Raw genomic sequence first — 19,059 nt, forward strand, 5'->3', positions numbered from 1 at the left:
CCAACTTAACCTTTTGATTGGCCAGAGAGATAACTTTTTAATCCTCTATAAATACCAAAGATACGCCAAGTTTTGGAATGAGTTATCTTTTGCCGCTCCGAAATAGCGATATCCCGCTCCGAAATAGCGATATCCCGCTCCGAAATAGCGATATCCCGCTCCGAAATAGCGATATCCCGCTCCGAAATTGCCTCGAGAAGATTACCCTCTTTTTTATGAGTTTCTTTCTGTAAAATAGAGATGACATTTTCCAACTCTTGAATTTTTATTGACTCGGAATCATTGGATTTTGAAGATATCTTGTCAAGATCGACCACTTGTTCAAAATTTTTTTTGGCCTCTTGTTTTGAAATTTTTCTCTCAACCAGGAATCCCAAAGAGCTCCAAAAGTATTCAAAATCACTTGCAAACTTGGGAAAGTGAATAAACTTGTAGGGAAGTCTTAGCCGTTCACAAGCCTCAATCAAGTCCCACAATCCGGCACTTAGAGTTCGATTTACGGAATCGGAATCTATTCCAAAAACAGCCCCTCCTGGAACATCGGCCCACGTGCTCCAAGTCCATTCTGTAGATTGATGTTGAAGTGCTCGCGATGCTCGTTCCTGAGAGACCCGACTAACAACCGCATCTCGTCTATTTCTAATTGGAATTAGTATCAACTCATACTTATTTAAATTTGCAAGTGAAACAGAATTTACATATTCGAAAAACCAAGGATCTTTATCAATTTCGAATTCCGAAGTTCCATCAATCCTTGATTCGTATCCAGCCTGAGCCTGTTCAGAGAAACCGCCATTTTCGGTCGGGGCTTTAAAACCAAACTCAGAAAATATTCGCACTAAAAGTGTGGTTCCAGATCTACCTGGACCAGCAATTCCAATTTTCATGGCTGTAGTCTAACCCAAACCATCCATATTCGATTCGGAATCAAATTATATTTGCTATTCAAAGTCACTTGAAAAAAAGTTACCTTGTCTGAGCCTACAAAAGTGTTAACACGATTCAAGACTTCAACAATATATAGAGCCACATAACCAGTAAAAATTGCTCTAGACGCGCTAAATAAATTAACGTAGTTGCGAAAGTGGCTTGGGCCGGGATCGAACCGGCGACCTAACGATTTTCAGTCGTTCGCTCGTACCAACTGAGCTACCAAGCCTTACCAAAAATTCAGCGCCGGCCACACGAATGTGTACAGCGCCAAACTTTTGCGACCCGGACGGGACTTGAACCCGCGACCTCCGCCGTGACAGGGCGGCGCGCTAACCAACTGCGCTACCGGGCCTTGAAATAAATTTGTAAGAATTAATTTCAAAACCTTTACTGCTGTACTGCGTGCCCCCAACGGGATTCGAACCCGTGTTACCGCCGTGAAAGGGCGATGTCCTAGGCCCCTAGACGATGGGGACGTTTGAGGCTCGCAAATCGTACCTTGTGTAAAGCGTGCGACCAAACTGCCTTTATTTATACGCTAATTAATAGCCCATTTAACTGAGATTGCCACAGTTACATCTTGTTGGCCAAGATCAATCACAGTTTCACCAGCTGCATCTTTAGCCATCGCCATTATTGGATATGCAGATGGTCCGCTGCTTTCAGACAAAGTAATTACACGTCCAAGTTTTACACCTAACAACTTCGCATATGACAACGCTTTAGCACGCGCATTCTTAACAGCAACGGTGCGTGCAGAAAGTGATGCTTTGCTTGAATCAAGTACGAATGGTGAAACACCATTGACCTGCAAGTTATCCCCACCTGCTGCAACAACAGCATCAACTACTGCTCCAGCATTTGCTGCGTTCTTAATTGTTACAACAAATGATTGTGACGCACGGTAGCCAATAAGTTTTGATCCACCATCTGGGGTGTAGCTGTATTCAGGATAAGAAGAGATTGATTGTGTTGCGATCTCTGTCTTTGCCACACCATTTGCAAGAAGTGCCGCTCTCACAGCTGCTGCGGCCTTTGCTGTCTCAGCTAATGCTTCTTTATTGCTTGCTGCCACAACAGTTGCAGTTGCGCTCATGCGCACCGCATCAGGTGTCACCTTGACTGTTCCTTCAGCATTTACTGAGATAGAACGGTTAGGTGATGCCGCCATTGATGCAGGGGCAAGTGCCACGCCACCGATCAAGGAAAGAGCAATGGCTAGGACTGCGAATCTCTTCATGTGTGTGGTTTTCATAGGCTCAAGTGTACTTCTTTGTCTCTGTGAAAATAATGAGAGAATACGCAGATGAGCCAAGGAGAAAATGCACAAGCACTCAAAAACGGTGCTCTGATTGCCTTTCCAACAGAAACTGTTTACGGACTTGGCGCCGATGCAAGTAATGAAAAAGCAGTTGCGCGTATTTATGAAGTAAAGGGTCGCCCGCAAGATCACCCTCTAATTCTGCATATTGCTTCGATGAATGACATTACTTATTGGGCGACAGATGTCAGCGATTACGCAATGGCGCTCGCGCGTTCTTTCTGGCCAGGACCGATGACGCTGATATTTAAACGCAGTGATGCCGCAAAGGATTTCGTTACCGGAGGACAAGACACAGTTGGTCTTCGGGTTCCAGATCATGCGTTGGCGTTAGAACTTTTGCAAGAGTGCAAGAAGATTGGTGTGCACGCAATTGCTGCGCCTTCGGCCAATAAATTCGGTCATGTTTCGCCCACAACGGCTGCTGCCGTGCAAGAAGAAATTGGTACTTATTTATCTGCGGAAGATTTGATTCTTGATGGCGGGGCAGCTCAGGTGGGGCTGGAATCGACAATCATTGATTGCACGGGGGATGCACCGAAGATTCTGCGCCCGGGTGCAATCACGCAAGAGATGATTGAAAAAGCAACAGGGATGCAAGTAAGTGGCGATATAGATGCAAATATTCGCGTCAGTGGATCTCTTGAAAAACACTACGCACCAAATGCTCAAATACTTCTTGATGTTCAAGCAAGTGCTGGACAGGGATTTATTGCACCTGCAGAAGTTGCAACACCATCTGGGGCAATTCGATTGGTATCTCCTGCAAACACAGATGAGTTTGCGCGCACTCTTTATTCGGCACTTCGAGATGGAGATGCACAAGGCCTAAAAACGATTGCAGTTATCCAACCCAGCGGTGATGGGCTTGCAATTGCCATCCGTGACCGCTTAATGCGTGCGTCAAAGGGGAGATAATTTTCGGCTAGGATTCCGCAAGTACACAGCAGAAAACATTTGGGGCCTATAGCTCAGTCGGTAGAGCAACGGACTTTTAATCCGTGGGTCGACGGTTCGAGCCCGTCTGGGCCCACGTTCTTGATTTAAAACTCATTCACTGTTAATTTTCACTCGCTTACCAATTAGGAAACTAAAAACGTAAGTGGCGTTGTGTCTAGCGAAGTCCGGTTAAATTCCGGCGCTGTCCCGCAACTGTAAATGATCGAAAGATCTAAGCCAGGTCGCCTGGCAGAACGCCGAAGTATCCGACCTCGGAGGAAGGTCGGGCCTCTAAGCGTTATTGCTTTTTCGCCCAATTTTCCTCCCTCAAATTATTGAGGGAGTTTTTTATGTTTAAGGCACGTCTTCGTGCGCCTGCAATTGCAATCGTTGCAATTGTTTTCGCATCAGTTCTGGCAAGTCCCGCGTATGCGGCAGCAACACAGTATCCGCTTACTATTAAGTTCGGTGGTTACACCACAAAGATTGCTAAAAAACCAACAAAAATTATTTCGTTATCTCCTAGCGCAACTGAGATTTTTTATGCAGTAGGTGCTGGTTCACAAATTCTTGCAGTGGATAATCTTTCAAATTACCCAGAAGGTGCGCCGATTAGCGAGATAAGTGCATTCGAGCCAAACGTAGAAGCAATCTTGGCCAAAAAACCTGATCTTGTTTTGCTTTCTATTGACTCAACAAAGGCACCGCAGATTAGAAATGCGTTAGTGAAGTTGGGCATTCCTGTCTTAATGGAGAAAGCACCGGCAACACTTAAGGATGTCTATGCAGAGAACTCACTTCTGGCAAAGGTGACGGATCGACAGGATGGGGCCGTCAAGCTCAACGCTGCGATGGCTAAGTCAATTAAAGATGTTTTGGCTAAAGCTAAGAAGAGTTCAAAGATTCGTATATTCCACGAATTAGATGACACGTATTACTCGGTCACATCTAATACCTTTATTGGCAAGGTCTATAAGGACTTTGGTGCTGTAAACATTGCTGATGCTGCATCAGGTGCCGATAACTCTGGTTACCCACAGTTATCTGCCGAGTATCTACTTAAGAGTGATCCACAAGTAATTTTCTTAGCTGATGCTCAGTACGGCGTTACTGCTGATTCTGTTTCTAAGCGCGCTGGGTGGTCACAGATCAGCGCAGTGAAGAATAAAAAGATTGTGGAGCTACCAGCAGATGTTCCATCTCGCTGGGGACCACGTCTTGTTGATTTCTATAAGTTAATCGGTGCTTCATTGGCAAAAGTTTCCTAAATGAAAAATCAAGAGATCGACCGAATCTGGCACTGGCGCACAACTCTATTTGTGGGCATCTTGCTCGCATTTGTGTTGTTGCTCGGTGTCTCTTTCGGTCCGATCTCTTTGGACTTCATGAAAATTTTGCGCACACTCTTTGGTTTAAGCGGTGGATTGCAAGATGAAGAAAAGATTCTCTTCTTGCAACTCCGCCTGCCAAGAGTTTTACTAGCAGCACTCGTTGGTGCGGCGCTTGCAACTAGTGGTGCGGTCTATCAAACGGTTTTCCGCAATCCACTTGCTGATCCATATCTGTTGGGTGCAGCAGCAGGTGCTGGTCTCGGAGCAACACTTGCACTAACTGGCGGCACACAAAGTTTTTATGCAGCACTTCCACTATTCGCTTTTCTTGGGGGCGTTTTGGCTGTTGCTGCAACATTCATGATTTCAGGAAGAGCATTTGCAGATCCTGCAACGCTTTTATTATCAGGAATCGCTATTGGCTCTTTTGCAACTGCTGTGCAGACGTATTTGCAACAACGCAACAGTGAAGTCCTGCGCCCCGTCTATTCATGGATCTTGGGGCAGCTGACGGTCGCTGATTGGCAAGTTGTTAAGTGGGCCAGTATCTATATCTTGCTGGCGCTAGTGATTTTGATTCGTATGTCGCGTTTATTGGATGGCTTGCTACTCAGTGACGAAGAAGCTTTCTCGCTCGGTATTTCTCCAAATAAAATACGAATCATCGCAATAGGCGCTGCAACCCTTGCAACTGCAACAGCCGTATCTGCTAGTGGTCTGATCGGCTTCGTCGGAATCGTTGTTCCGCACTTAGTTCGTGGGCTTACAAAGCGAGCAACCAACAGAGTTTTATTTACGGTGGCACTCTCGGGTGCCGCGTTCTTAGTTCTTGCAGATCTTGGTGCACGCACCTTGTTATCTCCTGCGGAATTACCTATCGGTGTCATCACTGCCTTTGTTGGCGCACCATTTCTTTTATTCGTACTACGAGCAAAGAGAGTCCTTAAATGATCGAAATCAAAAACCTATCCGTGCGCTATGGCGATTTTTATGCACTGGACCACATCACATTAGATATCCCCCGTGGTTCGTGGACATGTCTTGTTGGTCCTAATGGTGCGGGTAAAACAACTTTCTTAAGAACGCTGCTTGGCAATAAGGCATACGACGGATCAATCACTATCGATGGCCTTGAGGTCTACAAGAATTTACGTAACGTCGCATTTGTTCCGCAACGTCCAGAGATTCCAGCAGGTATGGACGTTGCAGAGTATGTGATGCTCGGACGTGCACGCCTGGATGGATGGGGACGAGAATCTCGTACAAGTCGACGTTTAGTGCAACAAATACTTGAGCAGATGCAACTGTCTGGACTGCGCCACCAATTAGTTACGCAATTATCTGGCGGCGAAATGCAACGGGTACTGATTGCTCGCGCGCTTGTGCAAGAACCAGAGTTAATGATTTTGGATGAACCAACTTCAGCACTTGATTTGCACCACCAGATTTCAACACTGAATCACATTGAAGGAATGCAAAACAATGGCGTCACCATCGTTTCAACGATGCATGACATCACACTGGGTGCGATGTATGCAGAACGAATTGTCATTATGCAAAACGGCAAGGTGTTACTAGACGGACCTTCAAATACGGTGATTCATTCACCAGAACTCAAGCACGCATTTGATGACGGAATCACAATTCACACTCTGGACAATGGTCGTCCAGTAATTGTTGCTACAAAGAATTCACTACAGATATGAGCATCTATTTTGTTGCAGGCGGCGCCCGAAGCGGCAAGAGCCGTAAAGGTGAAGAACTAGCGCTGACATTATCTGGGGCAAGCAAGCCGATCTTTATTGCAACTGCTGAAGCAGTAGATGATGAGATGACTAAGCGAATTCAAAAACACCAGAATGATCGAGGTGATGCGTTTTCTTTAGTAGAAGAACCAAAGAATTTAAGCAAAGCACTGAAAGAAATAGATACCCATGCAACGGTTTTAGTGGACTGCCTGACATTATGGTTATCAAATAACATGATGGGCGAAGGCAGTGATTCAAATGAATCTGTGATTGCCGCGGCCCGCGCACGCAAAGGTGCAACTATTTTTATTAGCAATGAAGTAGGCGAAGGCATTGTTCCGATGCACCCGGTTTCGCGAGAATTTCGCGATCTCTCAGGAATCATGAATCAACAATTTGCTCAAGCGGCGGAGAAGGTTTATTTCATGAAATTCGGTATTGCCCAGGAATTAAAATGATTAATGACATCAAAGTAGCTTTTGCTTTTCTTACCCGAATTCCAATTGGGCACAAGCCAGATATTTCAATTCAGCGCAGCGCTGTCTGGTTTCCCTTTGTTGGTTGGGTAATCGGTGGCGTTACAGGAATTCTTTTTTACTTTTTATCTCAAGGCATACCAACTTTACCAGCTGCTGCGATAACGATTCTATTTTCAACACTTGTGACAGGTGGATTTCATCAAGATGGGTTAGCCGATACTTTTGATGGACTTGTTGGTGGATGGACACCGGAAGATCGCTTGCGAATTCTTAAGGATTCACGGCATGGCACATACGGAGTACTTTCAATTGTTTTACAGTTGATTATTCAAATTTCCTTACTTTCAACTTTGTCTCCAAAAGTTGGCTTACTTGCAATTATCACTGCGCACTCGCTGGGTCGGTTGGTTCCGATTTATTTCATGATGGCTCCTGCTGTTCCGTCACACGAAGGAATGGGTGCCACATACTCTCGTGCGGTGCGCGGGCGAGACGTACTTGCATCCACCGTGCTGACGATTGTTTTGCTCTTTGGGTTAATTGGCAGTCATCTATTTATTGCAGCCGCAATTGTCGCGGTCGTTGGTTTTGTTTTCTTGAGCTACGTTAAGAAGAAAATTGGTGGCGTTCTTGGTGATGTGTTGGGGGCATCCGAACAAATTGCCGAAAGCTTCATACTTCTTTACTTTGTTGTGATTCTGACTCATTCCATTTGGTTGTCATGGCTGATTTAGTTAAGGCCAGATTTGATGCTGTCTTATTTGATCTAGGTAATACTTTAATTAAACAAGAAAATCCTGGAGTGCCTTACGAATCACTGGCGGTTGAGTTACTTCCGGGCGTTGAGCAACTGCTTAAAGAGTTGTACGGGCAAGTAAAGATTGGCATAGTTTCAAATACGCAGACGATTACTGCAGGCGATATTAAAAAGAAGCTAGCGATTGTTGGAATTGATCATTACTTTGATGTTGTTATTGCTACCGGTGAATTAGGCATTCACAAGCCAGATCCAGCTCCGATTGTTGCGGCAATCAAGGCATTGGATATAAAAGCAGAGCGCACAATTTATGTAGGCGATATAGAAACAGATTTACAGGCAGCGAACTCTTCTGGTACTGCCTTTGCATACACAGGGCCTGATATTTATCAGTCAATGCATCAATACTTATTACACAGTGATTCTGCACTCGATCGTGCACTGCACACGCAACCAACGTACTCACAAGCACATGTAGATGCCGTACAAAAAGAATTCGATGGTTTGGCAAAGCCAGTTGGATCACTTGGCAAATTAGAAAAAGTTGCAGCACAGATTGCAGGAATTACACATTCGCACACACCAACTATTGACCCCGCTGCAATTGCCGTCTTTGGTGGCGATCACGGAATTGCAGCTGATGACTCTGTTACTCCGTGGCCACAAGCGATTACAGGAATGATGCTGGAAGTTATGGGAGATAAGAAAGCTGCTGTCTCTGTTTTGGCGGATGTTGCTGACGTGTACTGCCAATACATAAATGTTGGCGCGGTTAGTGACTCTAAGTCACGTGCTGTTCGCAACGAGAGAGTGAAAAGCGGGACGCAAGATGTTCGCACGGATGCTGCAATGACGCGAGAAGAAGTTATCGCTGCAATGAACGTTGGCGCACAAACTGCTGAAAGATTAATCGCCGGTGGTTCAAGGTCACTCTGTACTGGCGAAGTGGGAATTGGAAACACAACGCCGTCAGCAGCGTTGATTGCCCACTTCGCAAATGCAAATGCGCAGGAAGTTACCGGACGCGGCTCAGGAATTGATGATGCGACTTATGTACGGAAAGTAGAAATCGTCGAGCAATTGATTAATAAAACAAAATCAACAACAGATCCAATTGATGTTCTTGCTCAAATCGGCGGTTTAGAAATAGCTGCACTCACTGGCTACATACTGCGCACAACATCTCTACAAATACCGGTTCTATTAGATGGTGTAATCACACTCGCGGCAGCAACAGTGGCAGAAGCAATGAAACCAAACACAACAAGCTTTCTTATTGCTGCACATTGTTCTTCCGAACCAGGATCAAAAATTGCACTAAAGCACCTCGGACTAAACCCGCTTCTAGATTTAGATTTACGACTTGGCGAAGGCACCGGTGCTTTGTTATCAATACCTATTATTAGATCGGCATGTCAGGCACTTTCTCGCATGGCTCGGATCTCTGATCTGCTTTAGAACCATTTATTCACAGAGGATTACCAACCAATTCACCCTTGTGCCCCTTTTAAATCAAGGGTTTCTTGCTATTCTTTTGCCATTCCTATGGAGGTATCTATGCTTCGCAAGATTGTTATCGCTTCAGTTCTAGGCCTATTTTTAGCCACTTCAGTTGTCACACCAGCATCGGCTGCGACAATCAAGACTGGTACTTCCTGCGCAAAGGAAGGTTCAGTGAAGAAGGTTGGCAAAAAGGTCTACCTCTGTGGCAAGAACCCATTCGTCACACCAACAAAGAACACTTGGGCCCTAAAGACCTGTCTTGAGGGTTACGACAGTTACATCTCCATCAAAGATGATCTAATCCCACAGGCTATGGACATGCTTGGCCTTTTGGGTGGAGCAGACAAAATCACTCAACAGGCTGAGATCGACACGATGACATCGGATAACGTCCTTGTGCTCAACGCCCTGAAGACAAAATGGTGTAAAAAAGGCGCCTAAATCCCATATAAGTAGTATCAAAGGGCGGTTTTCTATATCGGAAGGCCGCCTTTTGGCTTGCCTGCGCAGGATTTGCGCTTAAGCAAGGTAAAATTAAGGTCTGGAGTAACCCCGCTCCCTCGATGAAATGTCCGTTTTGTCTATCCTCCGCTACATTCAGGCTGCGGATGCGTAGTAGTTGGTAGAGGCGGCGACGGTCGGCTCTGTAATACAAAACCGGTTAAGGAAAATCCAAGTGGCTATTAAGAAGAAGGCTCTAGCGCAAGGACCACGTGTGTGGACCGTTGCTGAGCTCGGTGCTTTCTACACAGAGCACCGTTCAGAGCTTCTTGCCCACGCTAATCGCGTACTAAAGGATTCCGCAAAGGCTGAAGAAATCACACAAGATGCCCTGATCAAGTTCATGTTGGCTGCTCCAGAACTAGAGTCAACAGATCACGGCCTTTCTTATCTACACCGCACAATTGAAAATCTTTGCATTGATCTATTCCGTCTAGAGGGACGTCGTCCAAACCTTGTGGTTCTAGATGACGCCACTGCTGAAGTTGAGGCTGCTTGGCAAGTAGATGGCGATCACTCATCTGTCATTTCAGCTGCAGAGGATGCAGCAATTATTCGTCAAGCACTTGCAATGTTATCTCCTGCTGAGCGCGCAGCGCTTGTGATGTGGGAGATGGAAGGTCGATCAACTTCTGAGATCGCATCCGAGCTCGGCATTAAAGAATCTGCAGTTCGTCACACAGTCTCTCGTGCTCGCGCATCTCTTCGTCGCGTTCTCAGCGAACTCGTCATCGATGAAGAGCGTGGTCTTACTGCCCTTGACATGCTTTCCACCTCTTATAAGAAGGCAGCAGTCCTTGCACAGAAATCCTCCAAGGTTGCACTCTCCCTTCTTCTCGTTGTCACAGCATTTCTCGGCTTTAACTCATTGACCGGCAATGAAGGAAATGTTCAGGTCAACGATCTTGCAATCTCAGCTCCAACAACTGTGACGGAAGAAGCAGTTACACCTGCTGCCCCAGTTGTTGTTACAGAGCCAGCAAAGAAAGTTTCAGTAAAGAAATCATCTGGCATTTCCGTTGAAGAGTTCAACGACCAGATGGATATCTCCAAAGCTCAACTGGAATCAGTTGCAGTCATGGCAGAGACGCTAGCCATGATCATGGTCGCTGAAGGAGATACAACCCAATAACTTTCCGCATCGGTTATGGCGCTACACGTGTTCGTCATAAAAGAAGCGGAATTAGAAGATCGAAAGATCTTCGAGCCAGATCCAGGAAATTCCTGAATCTGACTAACGAAAGGAAAAACATGTCTACAAAGACAAACTTCAAGCGCGTAGCGCTTGTAGCAGTAGCAGCGTTGGGACTTGGTGTACTTACATCAATCGCTCCAGCAAATGCAGCTGATTTTGCAGCTGATGATCTCGACATCAATGCAGCATCAACTTCAGTAAACACAGGAGCATGTTCTATCGCAACTGGTGGACAAGGTGGCGTATTCGTCAACGGTTCACTTGTTTCTATGGACTCAGCTACTGCTGATGATTACTACATCAAAATCTCAGGTCCAGCTGTTGTTGTTTCAACAGAAGGTGCATCATCAACACCAACAACGATTACTGATACCGATGGAACTGCATCTGATACACACGAAATTCGTCTAAATGGCCTAGGAACAGTAACTGTTACTGCCTCTGTATCATCATCAACTGCAGCTGTTGACACATTCGACATCACTGTTGTTGCATCATGTGAGACAAGCACGCTATCGCTTGCGAATAGCAATTTCACAATGACTTCACTTGCTCAAACAGATACAGACGATGCAGCAGGAACTGCTTGGGAAACTGCATTTAACGGCGTAGATACAACAGATGCGAACACTGTTGCTGTATCTGGCGTAGGTTATATGCGTGCTCAGTTGTTCAACGTTTACGATGCAGCACTTTCATCAAAGCCAATCGTTGCGACTGCAACAGGTACTGGCACAGGTTGCTGGGTGGCAGTTGAAGCATCTGACGCAACCGCAGGTGCTGCAACAGATCCAGCTGCATCAACTGCAGTTATGACAGGAACAGGTGCGGACCTTACTTTGGAAGTAAAGGCTGCTACATCAGGCGAAGCAGTTAACTGCTCAGTTACTTTGACATGGAACGGCATCACAGTCGGTACAAAGTCATTTAAACTTCAGGGAGTTGCAGCCAAGGTTGTTGTCTCTGGTGTGACTGTTGGTGTTAAGAGTGGATCTGGTTACTACCGCGCAGCTGTTACAGATGCACTTGGTAACGTACTTCCAAGCATCACAATCTCAAACTCAACAACTGAGGCTAACAACGTTGCATCAGTACTTGTGGTTTCTGACGCAGCCTCAGTAGCTGCAACAACTGGAACAGCAACTGATGCTTCAACTGGTGCTATTTTGGGTACAACTCCTGCGGTCACTGCTGCAAACCTTGCAGCAGGAACAGTTGCTTCATACGCATGTACTTCAAAGGGTGGAGCTGCGAAGATCACAGTTCGTGCTCTTGCATCTGGTGTTACATATGTAACTTCAGCACCATTTGATGTCTATTGCGGCGGAGCTTCAATTGACACATGGTCAATCTCATTGGATAAGGCTTCTTATTCACCAGGTGAGATTGCAACACTTACTGTCTCTTCAAAGGATGCTGACGGAAACTTCGCTCAGTCACTCCTAGCACTTGGTGAATCAACATCTGCATTCGGTGGAATGACATTTGTTACAGCTCCAACTGATGTAGACAAGTTCAACTCAGGTGCTGGTACAAAGACTTACCAGCTATCAGTTGGAACAACAGAAGGTTCATTCGTTGGAACTTTCAAGTTAACTGGAACAACTGATACATCTGCTAAGACTGTGTCTTACAAGATCGCATCAACTTCAACTGCTGTAAGCAATGCCGATGTTCTCAAGGCAATCGTTTCCTTGATCGCATCAATCAACAAGCAGATTGCAGCCCTTCAGAAGGCTCTTCTAAAGAAGTAATAACTTCGATAGACACTAAAGGCGGCCCCTTCGGGGGCCGCCTTTAGGCTTTTCTAAGGTGCGCAGCGGTATATTTCATTTCATGTTCCTAGCATTAATTCCATTGGTTTTAGTTTCGGTTGGTTGGTTCGCACACGATCCAGTTTCTATATTTGCCAGTTCGGTTTTGCTTGCGGGGGTACTGATAGCGGTTTTGGTTAGAAGCCGGGGTTCGTGGAAGAAGTCTTGGTTCTTATTGACCCCCATTGGACTTGTATTGGGGTATTTAGTTTCAGCAGTCGTGAATGGGCAAGGCTTGGCTCCGATTTATTTAGGTGGATATCAAAGAAATTTTGGCATAGCTACCTGGTTGGCACTGACATTGGTGGTTTTGGTTTGCGCACAGGGCGAAGTTAAAATTCGTGGATTTTTGGATTGGATCCTTCCAAGTGTATTGATTGCTGGTCTGGCATATGGGTGTGTTCAATTCTTGGATCAAGACCCATTGCCGTGGACTAACCCGTACAAGGCTGTTTCGTTAACTTTAGGAAATCCAAACTTTGCTGGAGCATTCTTTGGAATTCTAAGCGTTGTAGCGGTCTCAAGAATTTTTGTTGGGAAAACTAGTGCGCTTAAAGTTTTTGGTGTATTGCTTTTCGCAGCAACCGTATTTATCAGCCTTAAAACAAAGTCATTACAATCGCCACTGCTAATCATTGGTGGCATCTTAATCTTTGCGTTGCTTTCAAATCTTGCGGCAAAGGGCAGAATTGGACGAATTACCAAGCTTGCATCAGGTGGAGTACTTGGTGCAGCCGTAATTGGAATAGGTGTGCTCTTTATAGGTGGTGGAAGTTTTCTGGCTACTGTGCGAGAGAAATTATTCTTTCAAGGAAGCGTTGCACAGCGTCTAGATTATTGGCGCACAGGATTTGAGATATGGAAAGATCATCCAATCTTTGGTGTGGGAGCAGATCAGTTCCAGAGATATGCAGCGTTATACAGAACACCAGAGCAATTAAAACGTGACGGCGTATTTGTTATTCCAGACAAATCTCACAATGTGTTGATTGATCACTTTGCAAATGGCGGTTTGGTCGTTGGTGTGATTTGGATTGCCTTCGTTGTGTCAGTTTTTTACATGTTGCTTAAATCTCTAAAAAATAATGACAAAATTCAGGTTCGAAGAGATCTTGCTTTACTGGGCACAATGTGGAGCACATATGTTCTGCAGGCTTTGATCAGTCCAGATCAGATTGTGCTTTCTTTGATTGGTTATTCGAGTGCTGGATTAATCGCAGGTATTTATCTCAAAGATGCACCAACAGTGAAAATTGACCCATTTATTGTGCGTTCAGTGACAGCATTTGTATTGGTTTTGGCTGTCGTTATTTCAGGCAAGGCACTTATGGCCGATGCTAATGTAAAAAAGGTTGTTAATGGGCAAATAACAGGGGTGGAACCAATCTTGAAAGTTATTGATGCATGGCCAAATGCAAAGACAACAGAGTTGATTGGTATTCAAGAAATTAATAAACCAAATAATTGCGAATTTGCTAATCAGATATCTGACAAACTGTTGAAATATGACGATCGAAGCGCTCAAGGTTGGTATATGAAAGCCATCTGCGATAACAGTATTCGAAACTATGACAAAGCAATTGAAGATATTAATAACTCTGTTAAATTCGACCCGATCAATCCAAGCTACTTGGTTGGTAAAGCTAAGCTAGAAATCGCAGCCTCACGCATCGTTGATGCAAAGGTAACGATTGCAAAGATTACAGAAGTAGACCCAAGTAATGCTGAGTTGGCTGCGCTTAATTCATCTGTTTCAGCCATTAAGTAAGGCAGTATCCTTCTGCCTATGAAAATAGCAATCATCGGCCTGGGTTACGTGGGTCGATCTATCGCCCAAGCTGCGGTGGGTGCTGGCCATTCTGTTGTTGGTTTCGATATTAATTCTGATGTTATTTCTTCGTTAAAGATCAGCAAAAATTTCAAAGCAACGACCGATGCTGCATTGATCGGTGATGCAGAAGTAATTGTGATTGCGGTGCCTACGCCATTGGATAGCGCACGAAAGCCTGATTTATCAGCGGTTCACGCAGCTTGCAAAACAATTATTGACCATGTTAAGAGTCCAGTGTTAGTGATTAACGAATCAACTTCTTACCCGGGCACGTTGCGAAACGAGATAGCTGCGGTAATCGAGAAAGCTTCTGGACTTGGACATTTGTACGCGTCTTCTCCCGAAAGAGTGGATCCGGGCAACGAGAAATGGACACAGAAAAATACGCCACGGTTACTTGCTGGCTTAACACCTGAAGCAACAAAATTGGCTCGTAAGTTCTACTCATCCTTCTGTGATGAAATCATTGAAGTCTCAACCCCTGAAGTGGCAGAAGCTGCAAAACTATTTGAAAATACTTTTAGACAAGTAAACATTGCATTGGTCAACGAATTTGCCCAGATTAGCGATGCTTTGGATATACCAACTCGAGAAGTACTGGACGCGGCAGCGACGAAACCATTTGGATTTATGAGTTTCCAACCAGGTCCTGGTGTTGGTGGGCATTGCATTCCGGTGGATCCAAGTTACTTGGCCCACGTTGCGGAAAATGTTGGAGTACCAGCAGAATTTATTAAGCGCGCTAATCAAGTGAATTTAGGAATGCCGTCATATGTCGTTTCACGGGTTGCAAAAGATGTTGGCTCGTTGAAGGGCAAGAAAGTTGTTGTCATTGGAGTTTCCTATAAAGCAAATGTTTCTGATACCCGTGATGCACCAGCAGCTTTAGTGATCGATGAACTTAAGAAACTCGGCGCAGAGGTATCTTGGCACGATTCAGTTGTTGATACGTGGAACGGGCAATCCAGCAGTGATCTAAAAGGATTCGATGTCGCAATAGTTGTGACAAAGCATGATGCTGTAAGCGAAGCAGAGATTAAAGCGAGTGCGAGTTATGTATTTGATTGCACTGGCAGCATCAAAGGCGTTGCTGGGCTTTAAGAATTATTGATGTGCTGAGCTACATCAGCGATGATTTGTGAAAGATTCTTCTTTGGTGCCCAATTGAGTTCCTTCTTAATCTTGGAAATATCCGGTACTCGGCGCTGCATATCTTCAAATCCAGGAGCATAAGCCTTTTCGTAAGAAATAAATTCAATCGAAGATTGTGAGTTTGTTTCTTTGATTACTTGATCTGCCAATTCTTTAATACTTATTTCCCCTGTACCGCCAACGTTGTAAACCTCATTGATTGTTTTATCTGTACCAACGAGAGCAAGCAGCGCCTCGATGGCATCGTGTACATGGCAAAAAACGCGAGATTGGGTACCATCTCCGTAAATACCAATTGGTTCGTTCTTGAGAGCAGAGCGAACAAAGCGAGGAACAACCATTCCGTAGTGTGCTGATTGGCGGGAACCGACAGTGTTGAAGAGTCTGGCTGTTGTGACTTTTAAACCTTTTTCTTGGTTGAGGGAAAACGCCATTGCTTCTTCAATTGCCTTGGCATCTGAATAAGACCAACGAATCTTTTGCGGTGAACCAACAACACGGTCATCTGTTTCATTCAATGGTTGCTTCGGGTTCTTTCCATAAATCTCAGAAGTGCTTGCAATCAGAATTCGCTTCTTGTGATTTGCCGCGGCATTTAGAACAACTTCGCTGCCTGCAATATTTGTAGAGATTGATTCAAGTGGAGACTCGAGAATGGTGTTTACGCCAAGGGCTGCTGCCATATGGAATACAAGATCAACATCTTTAATAGTGTCATTAATCAGATCGGCATTTCTGATGTCACCATCGATGATTTCGAAATTCTTAGTAATGTGTTTGATATTGGCAGTTGATCCAGTAGAAAAATTATCGAGTGCAACTACTTGATCTCCGCGCACGATCAAAGCATCGGCTAAGTGAGAACCGATGAATCCGGCTCCGCCGGTGACGAGTACGCGCATAGGTATAATCCTATTTTGCTAACTTCTTATATAGCGATACATGGGCGCTGATCATCTTCTCAACAGAAAATGCCTTTGTAGCGTGCGCTTTTGCAGCCTTGCCCTGTGCAGTGCGGAGAGCTTTGGAATTGATGAGTTTTTCAAGTGCCCTAGCTAATTCTTCTGTGTTCTTGGGGGTAACAAACCCAGTCTTGTTATTGATAACCACTTCTGCGACCCCACCAACATTTGTAGCCACAACTGGCTTGGAAGCAAGTTGAGCTTCGATTAAAGCAATCGGCATCCCTTCATTTTCGCTAGTGGAAAGAATGATGTCGGATGCAGCAAACAACTTTGGTGCATCTGTCCACCCAAGAACTTTTGTATTTTTTGGTGCTTGTGCTTTTACTTCGTCCAACATGTCACCACCGCCTGCAATAAGAAATTGTGCATCTGGAAATAGCTTTGCTATTTCCAGCGCACGTAAAGGATTTTTTACACCCGTCACACGGGCTATCCATCCAATAGTGATTTTTTTACGTTGCTTTGCTTTAGGAATTTTAAGCGGTTCAACACCTGGTGGAATATTTGTGAATTGTTCTGGCTGACCTATTTCTCGTTCAAGCAACTCTTTTGCAACCTGAGCACCGACCGTGACAATCGCATCGGTGCGCATCGCAAAGCGACGTTCGAATGAAGTAATGATTAATGACTTAAGACCAGAAAACTCTGGGTCATCAAATAAGTGACCATGAAAAGTATGGACAAACTTAACTCGCTTGCCTGCAGCTTTGTTAATCTCTTTTGTTTTGATACGACCGATAAAGCCAGCCTTAAAAGTATGGGTGTGCAAAATATCTGGCTTCACTTCTTTAACTACTTCGAGGAGTTGCTTGAGTGCAAAATGATCTTTGAAGGGATTGATTTGGCGCCCTAGGGAAGGAATGCGAATTACTTTAAGTGTTTTAGCTGAAGGATCTTCTTGTTCAAATCCTTGTACAAAACCTGCGGCAACATAAGTTTCTATTTTATGTTTTGGCAGCTCTTCGGCTAATCGCGTAATGTAACGAGCGGTGCCGCCAACATTAAGTCGTGCAATTACATGCAGAACGCGCATGGTTTATTGCTTTTCGTAAGCAGCAACGACTTTTTTGGCGGGTCCTGACATCTTTACAACACCGTTTTCGAGCCAAATAGCCTTGCTTGCGAGTTTGCGCACTGCGTTCATATCGTGTGAAACAAGAACAACAGCAGCACCCTTCTTTATCAATTCTGACATTCGCGCACTTGATTTAAGTTGAAAATCAGCATCTCCGACGCTGAGAACCTCATCAATGAGCAGCACATCAGCAGTTTCATCTGTAGCCGTTGCAAAAGCAAGACGTGCAACCATGCCGGAAGAGAATGTGCGGAGCGGGAAATCCATATGGTCTGTGACGCCGGCCCATTCACCAATTGCTGCGGTACGAGCTTTTGTTTTATTCATGTCGCGGCCCATAAGAGTTGAATAAAAGAGCACGTTTTCAGCACCAGTCATTTCTGGATGAAAACCTGCACCGAGTTCAATCATCGGCGCAATTGATCCTGTGACTTTTGCTTTGCCTTTTGTTGGTGGCAGAACTTGGGCAAGAATTTTTAGTAACGTGGATTTGCCAGCACCGTTCTTGCCGATGATTGCAATTACTTCGCCAGAATTAACGGTGAATGAAACGTCTTTAAGAGCAACATAATTTTGAACTCGAACTTTTCGGTGCAGTAGATCTCTAAAGAGTTCTTTCAATGATCCTGTTTTGTTCTTTAAAACGCGGTATGTCAGGCTGACATTCTTAATCTCAATGGTTGCCATCAGAGCATCGCCACCGTTCGTGGCCAGAACTTCTTGAACATGTATGTCCCGAAGAGAATTGCGAGGATTCCAGTGGCGCCCATGTAGAGCCAATCATTGAGTGTTGCTGTTGAGTTATTAGAAAAAGCCCAACGGAAGCAGTCAAGATAACTTGTCAGCGGATTGAGCTTAACGATGTTTTGCATACGTTCGGAGAGTATTGAGATTGGGTAAAAAACAGGGGTTAAGTAGGTGAGAATCAAAAGAGTTACGCCGACAATGTTCTTGGTGTCATCGAAGCGAATAAAGAGAAGCGAGAGGGATAAGCCAAGACCAGCGACGAGTAGCGCTAAAAAGAATCCGACAATGATGACGAGCGGGAAAGTAAGCGCTAGAGATTGGCCGGCGATGTAGACAACTATGGCAAGAGGAATAAGACCGATAAAGAAGTTAACGAGTCCGGCAAGGGCTACGGAGATTGGAAAGATTTGTGGTGGTACATAGATCTTTGTAAGGACGCCTGCATTTGATGCGATTGATTCTGCCGAAATCATTATGCCTTGATTAAAAAATGAGTTAAGGACGATTCCGGCCATTAAATAAGGCGCGTATTGCTGACCATCAGGCAGTTGTCCTGCAAAGACAAAAGAGAAGACAACCCATAAGACGAAGCTGGTGAGCATTGGGTTGAGAAGCGTCCAACCAATGCCGATGACGCTGCGCTTGTATCGCAGAGTTAATTCACGACCAACTAGAAGTCGGATTAATTGCAGGTGCTTCATAAGGGCTTAAGTGTATTGCCAGACACAGGTATGGCTTTGCTCGCTCATGTGTAACTCACAGAAAATA

Annotated in this window: 18 protein-coding genes, 4 tRNA genes and 1 riboswitch; of the genes, 13 read left to right on the forward strand and 9 right to left on the reverse strand. The window is 44.9% G+C overall.

Features of this window, described 5'->3' with window-relative positions:
- Positions 1-5 precede the first annotated feature (5 nt).
- The 5 genes from PHILAsVB114_RS00480 to PHILAsVB114_RS00500 form a co-directional block, all read right to left on the reverse strand.
- Positions 6-887, reverse strand: coding sequence for a hypothetical protein (locus PHILAsVB114_RS00480; protein WP_095697466.1), 882 nt, complete (start codon positions 885-887; stop codon positions 6-8).
- Positions 888-1,085: 198 nt separating this feature from the next.
- A tRNA-Phe gene (locus PHILAsVB114_RS00485) sits at positions 1,086-1,159 on the reverse strand.
- A 52-nt stretch (positions 1,160-1,211) separates the two neighbouring features.
- Positions 1,212-1,285: transfer RNA gene (locus tag PHILAsVB114_RS00490), tRNA-Asp, on the reverse strand.
- 51 nt (positions 1,286-1,336) lie between these two features.
- Positions 1,337-1,409, reverse strand: a tRNA-Glu gene (locus PHILAsVB114_RS00495).
- Positions 1,410-1,471: 62 nt separating this feature from the next.
- Positions 1,472-2,188, reverse strand: a complete 717-nt coding sequence (locus tag PHILAsVB114_RS00500) for an SIMPL domain-containing protein (RefSeq protein WP_204246800.1) — start codon at positions 2,186-2,188, stop codon at positions 1,472-1,474.
- Between the two features lie 51 nt (positions 2,189-2,239).
- Here PHILAsVB114_RS00500 and PHILAsVB114_RS00505 point away from each other — a divergent pair, with 51 nt between their 5' ends.
- The 13 genes from PHILAsVB114_RS00505 (at position 2,240) to PHILAsVB114_RS00565 (ending at position 15,453) form a co-directional block, all read left to right on the forward strand.
- Entirely contained in the window at positions 2,240-3,172 is a 933-nt protein-coding gene (locus PHILAsVB114_RS00505) for an L-threonylcarbamoyladenylate synthase (protein WP_095697467.1), read from the forward strand.
- A 42-nt stretch (positions 3,173-3,214) separates the two neighbouring features.
- Positions 3,215-3,287: transfer RNA gene (locus PHILAsVB114_RS00510), tRNA-Lys, on the forward strand.
- Positions 3,288-3,345: 58 nt separating this feature from the next.
- Positions 3,346-3,484, forward strand: a riboswitch (adenosylcobalamin (AdoCbl) riboswitch).
- A gap of 59 nt (positions 3,485-3,543) precedes the next feature.
- Positions 3,544-4,461: an ABC transporter substrate-binding protein gene (locus PHILAsVB114_RS00515; protein ID WP_095697468.1), complete on the forward strand. Its 918-nt coding sequence runs from the start codon at positions 3,544-3,546 to the stop codon at positions 4,459-4,461.
- Entirely contained in the window at positions 4,462-5,475 is a 1,014-nt protein-coding gene (locus tag PHILAsVB114_RS00520) for a FecCD family ABC transporter permease (protein WP_095697469.1), read from the forward strand.
- Positions 5,472-6,230, forward strand: a complete 759-nt coding sequence (locus PHILAsVB114_RS00525) for an ABC transporter ATP-binding protein (RefSeq protein WP_095697470.1) — start codon at positions 5,472-5,474, stop codon at positions 6,228-6,230. The genes PHILAsVB114_RS00520 and PHILAsVB114_RS00525 overlap by 4 nt, the downstream gene beginning before the upstream one ends.
- Positions 6,227-6,730, forward strand: coding sequence for a bifunctional adenosylcobinamide kinase/adenosylcobinamide-phosphate guanylyltransferase (cobU, locus tag PHILAsVB114_RS00530; RefSeq protein ID WP_095697471.1), 504 nt, complete (start codon positions 6,227-6,229; stop codon positions 6,728-6,730). Before PHILAsVB114_RS00525 ends, cobU begins: the two co-directional genes overlap by 4 nt.
- The gene (gene cobS, locus PHILAsVB114_RS00535) at positions 6,727-7,485 is read left to right on the forward strand and encodes an adenosylcobinamide-GDP ribazoletransferase (protein ID WP_095697472.1); all 759 of its coding nucleotides are present in this window, start codon (positions 6,727-6,729) and stop codon (positions 7,483-7,485) included. Before cobU ends, cobS begins: the two co-directional genes overlap by 4 nt.
- Positions 7,473-8,966, forward strand: a complete 1,494-nt coding sequence (gene cobT, locus PHILAsVB114_RS00540; protein WP_095697473.1) for a nicotinate-nucleotide--dimethylbenzimidazole phosphoribosyltransferase — start codon at positions 7,473-7,475, stop codon at positions 8,964-8,966. The genes cobS and cobT overlap by 13 nt, the downstream gene beginning before the upstream one ends.
- A gap of 99 nt (positions 8,967-9,065) precedes the next feature.
- Positions 9,066-9,452 carry a hypothetical protein gene (locus PHILAsVB114_RS00545; RefSeq protein ID WP_095697474.1) on the forward strand — a complete coding sequence of 129 codons (387 nt, stop codon included), beginning with the start codon at positions 9,066-9,068 and terminating at the stop codon, positions 9,450-9,452.
- Positions 9,453-9,687: 235 nt separating this feature from the next.
- Positions 9,688-10,644, forward strand: coding sequence for an RNA polymerase sigma factor (locus PHILAsVB114_RS00550; RefSeq protein ID WP_204246801.1), 957 nt, complete (start codon positions 9,688-9,690; stop codon positions 10,642-10,644).
- A gap of 119 nt (positions 10,645-10,763) precedes the next feature.
- Complete coding sequence (locus tag PHILAsVB114_RS00555) at positions 10,764-12,461, forward strand: hypothetical protein (protein WP_095697475.1); 1,698 nt, start codon at positions 10,764-10,766, stop codon at positions 12,459-12,461.
- 82 nt (positions 12,462-12,543) lie between these two features.
- On the forward strand, positions 12,544-14,289 hold the full coding sequence (locus PHILAsVB114_RS00560) for an O-antigen ligase family protein (protein ID WP_095697476.1): 1,746 nt from the start codon (positions 12,544-12,546) through the stop codon (positions 14,287-14,289).
- Positions 14,290-14,307: 18 nt separating this feature from the next.
- The gene (locus tag PHILAsVB114_RS00565; protein WP_095697477.1) at positions 14,308-15,453 is read left to right on the forward strand and encodes a nucleotide sugar dehydrogenase; all 1,146 of its coding nucleotides are present in this window, start codon (positions 14,308-14,310) and stop codon (positions 15,451-15,453) included.
- Here the strand turns inward: PHILAsVB114_RS00565 and PHILAsVB114_RS00570 are convergent.
- Genes PHILAsVB114_RS00570 through PHILAsVB114_RS00585 form a run of 4 tightly spaced genes read right to left on the reverse strand, consistent with a single transcriptional unit; the run spans position 15,450 to position 18,992 of the window.
- Positions 15,450-16,406: a GDP-mannose 4,6-dehydratase gene (locus PHILAsVB114_RS00570; RefSeq protein ID WP_095697478.1), complete on the reverse strand. Its 957-nt coding sequence runs from the start codon at positions 16,404-16,406 to the stop codon at positions 15,450-15,452. The two genes, PHILAsVB114_RS00565 and PHILAsVB114_RS00570, sit on opposite strands and share 4 nt — an antisense overlap.
- Before the next feature lie 10 nt (positions 16,407-16,416).
- Positions 16,417-17,502: a glycosyltransferase gene (locus PHILAsVB114_RS00575; RefSeq protein WP_095697479.1), complete on the reverse strand. Its 1,086-nt coding sequence runs from the start codon at positions 17,500-17,502 to the stop codon at positions 16,417-16,419.
- Between the two features lie 3 nt (positions 17,503-17,505).
- Positions 17,506-18,231, reverse strand: a complete 726-nt coding sequence (locus tag PHILAsVB114_RS00580; RefSeq protein ID WP_095697480.1) for an ABC transporter ATP-binding protein — start codon at positions 18,229-18,231, stop codon at positions 17,506-17,508.
- The gene (locus tag PHILAsVB114_RS00585; protein ID WP_095697481.1) at positions 18,231-18,992 is read right to left on the reverse strand and encodes an ABC transporter permease; all 762 of its coding nucleotides are present in this window, start codon (positions 18,990-18,992) and stop codon (positions 18,231-18,233) included. The genes PHILAsVB114_RS00580 and PHILAsVB114_RS00585 overlap by 1 nt, the downstream gene beginning before the upstream one ends.
- Between the last annotated feature and the right edge of the window lie 67 nt (positions 18,993-19,059).

The sequence above is a fragment of the Candidatus Planktophila limnetica genome, assembly GCF_002288365.1.
GTDB classification, from domain to species: domain Bacteria; phylum Actinomycetota; class Actinomycetes; order Nanopelagicales; family Nanopelagicaceae; genus Planktophila; species Planktophila limnetica.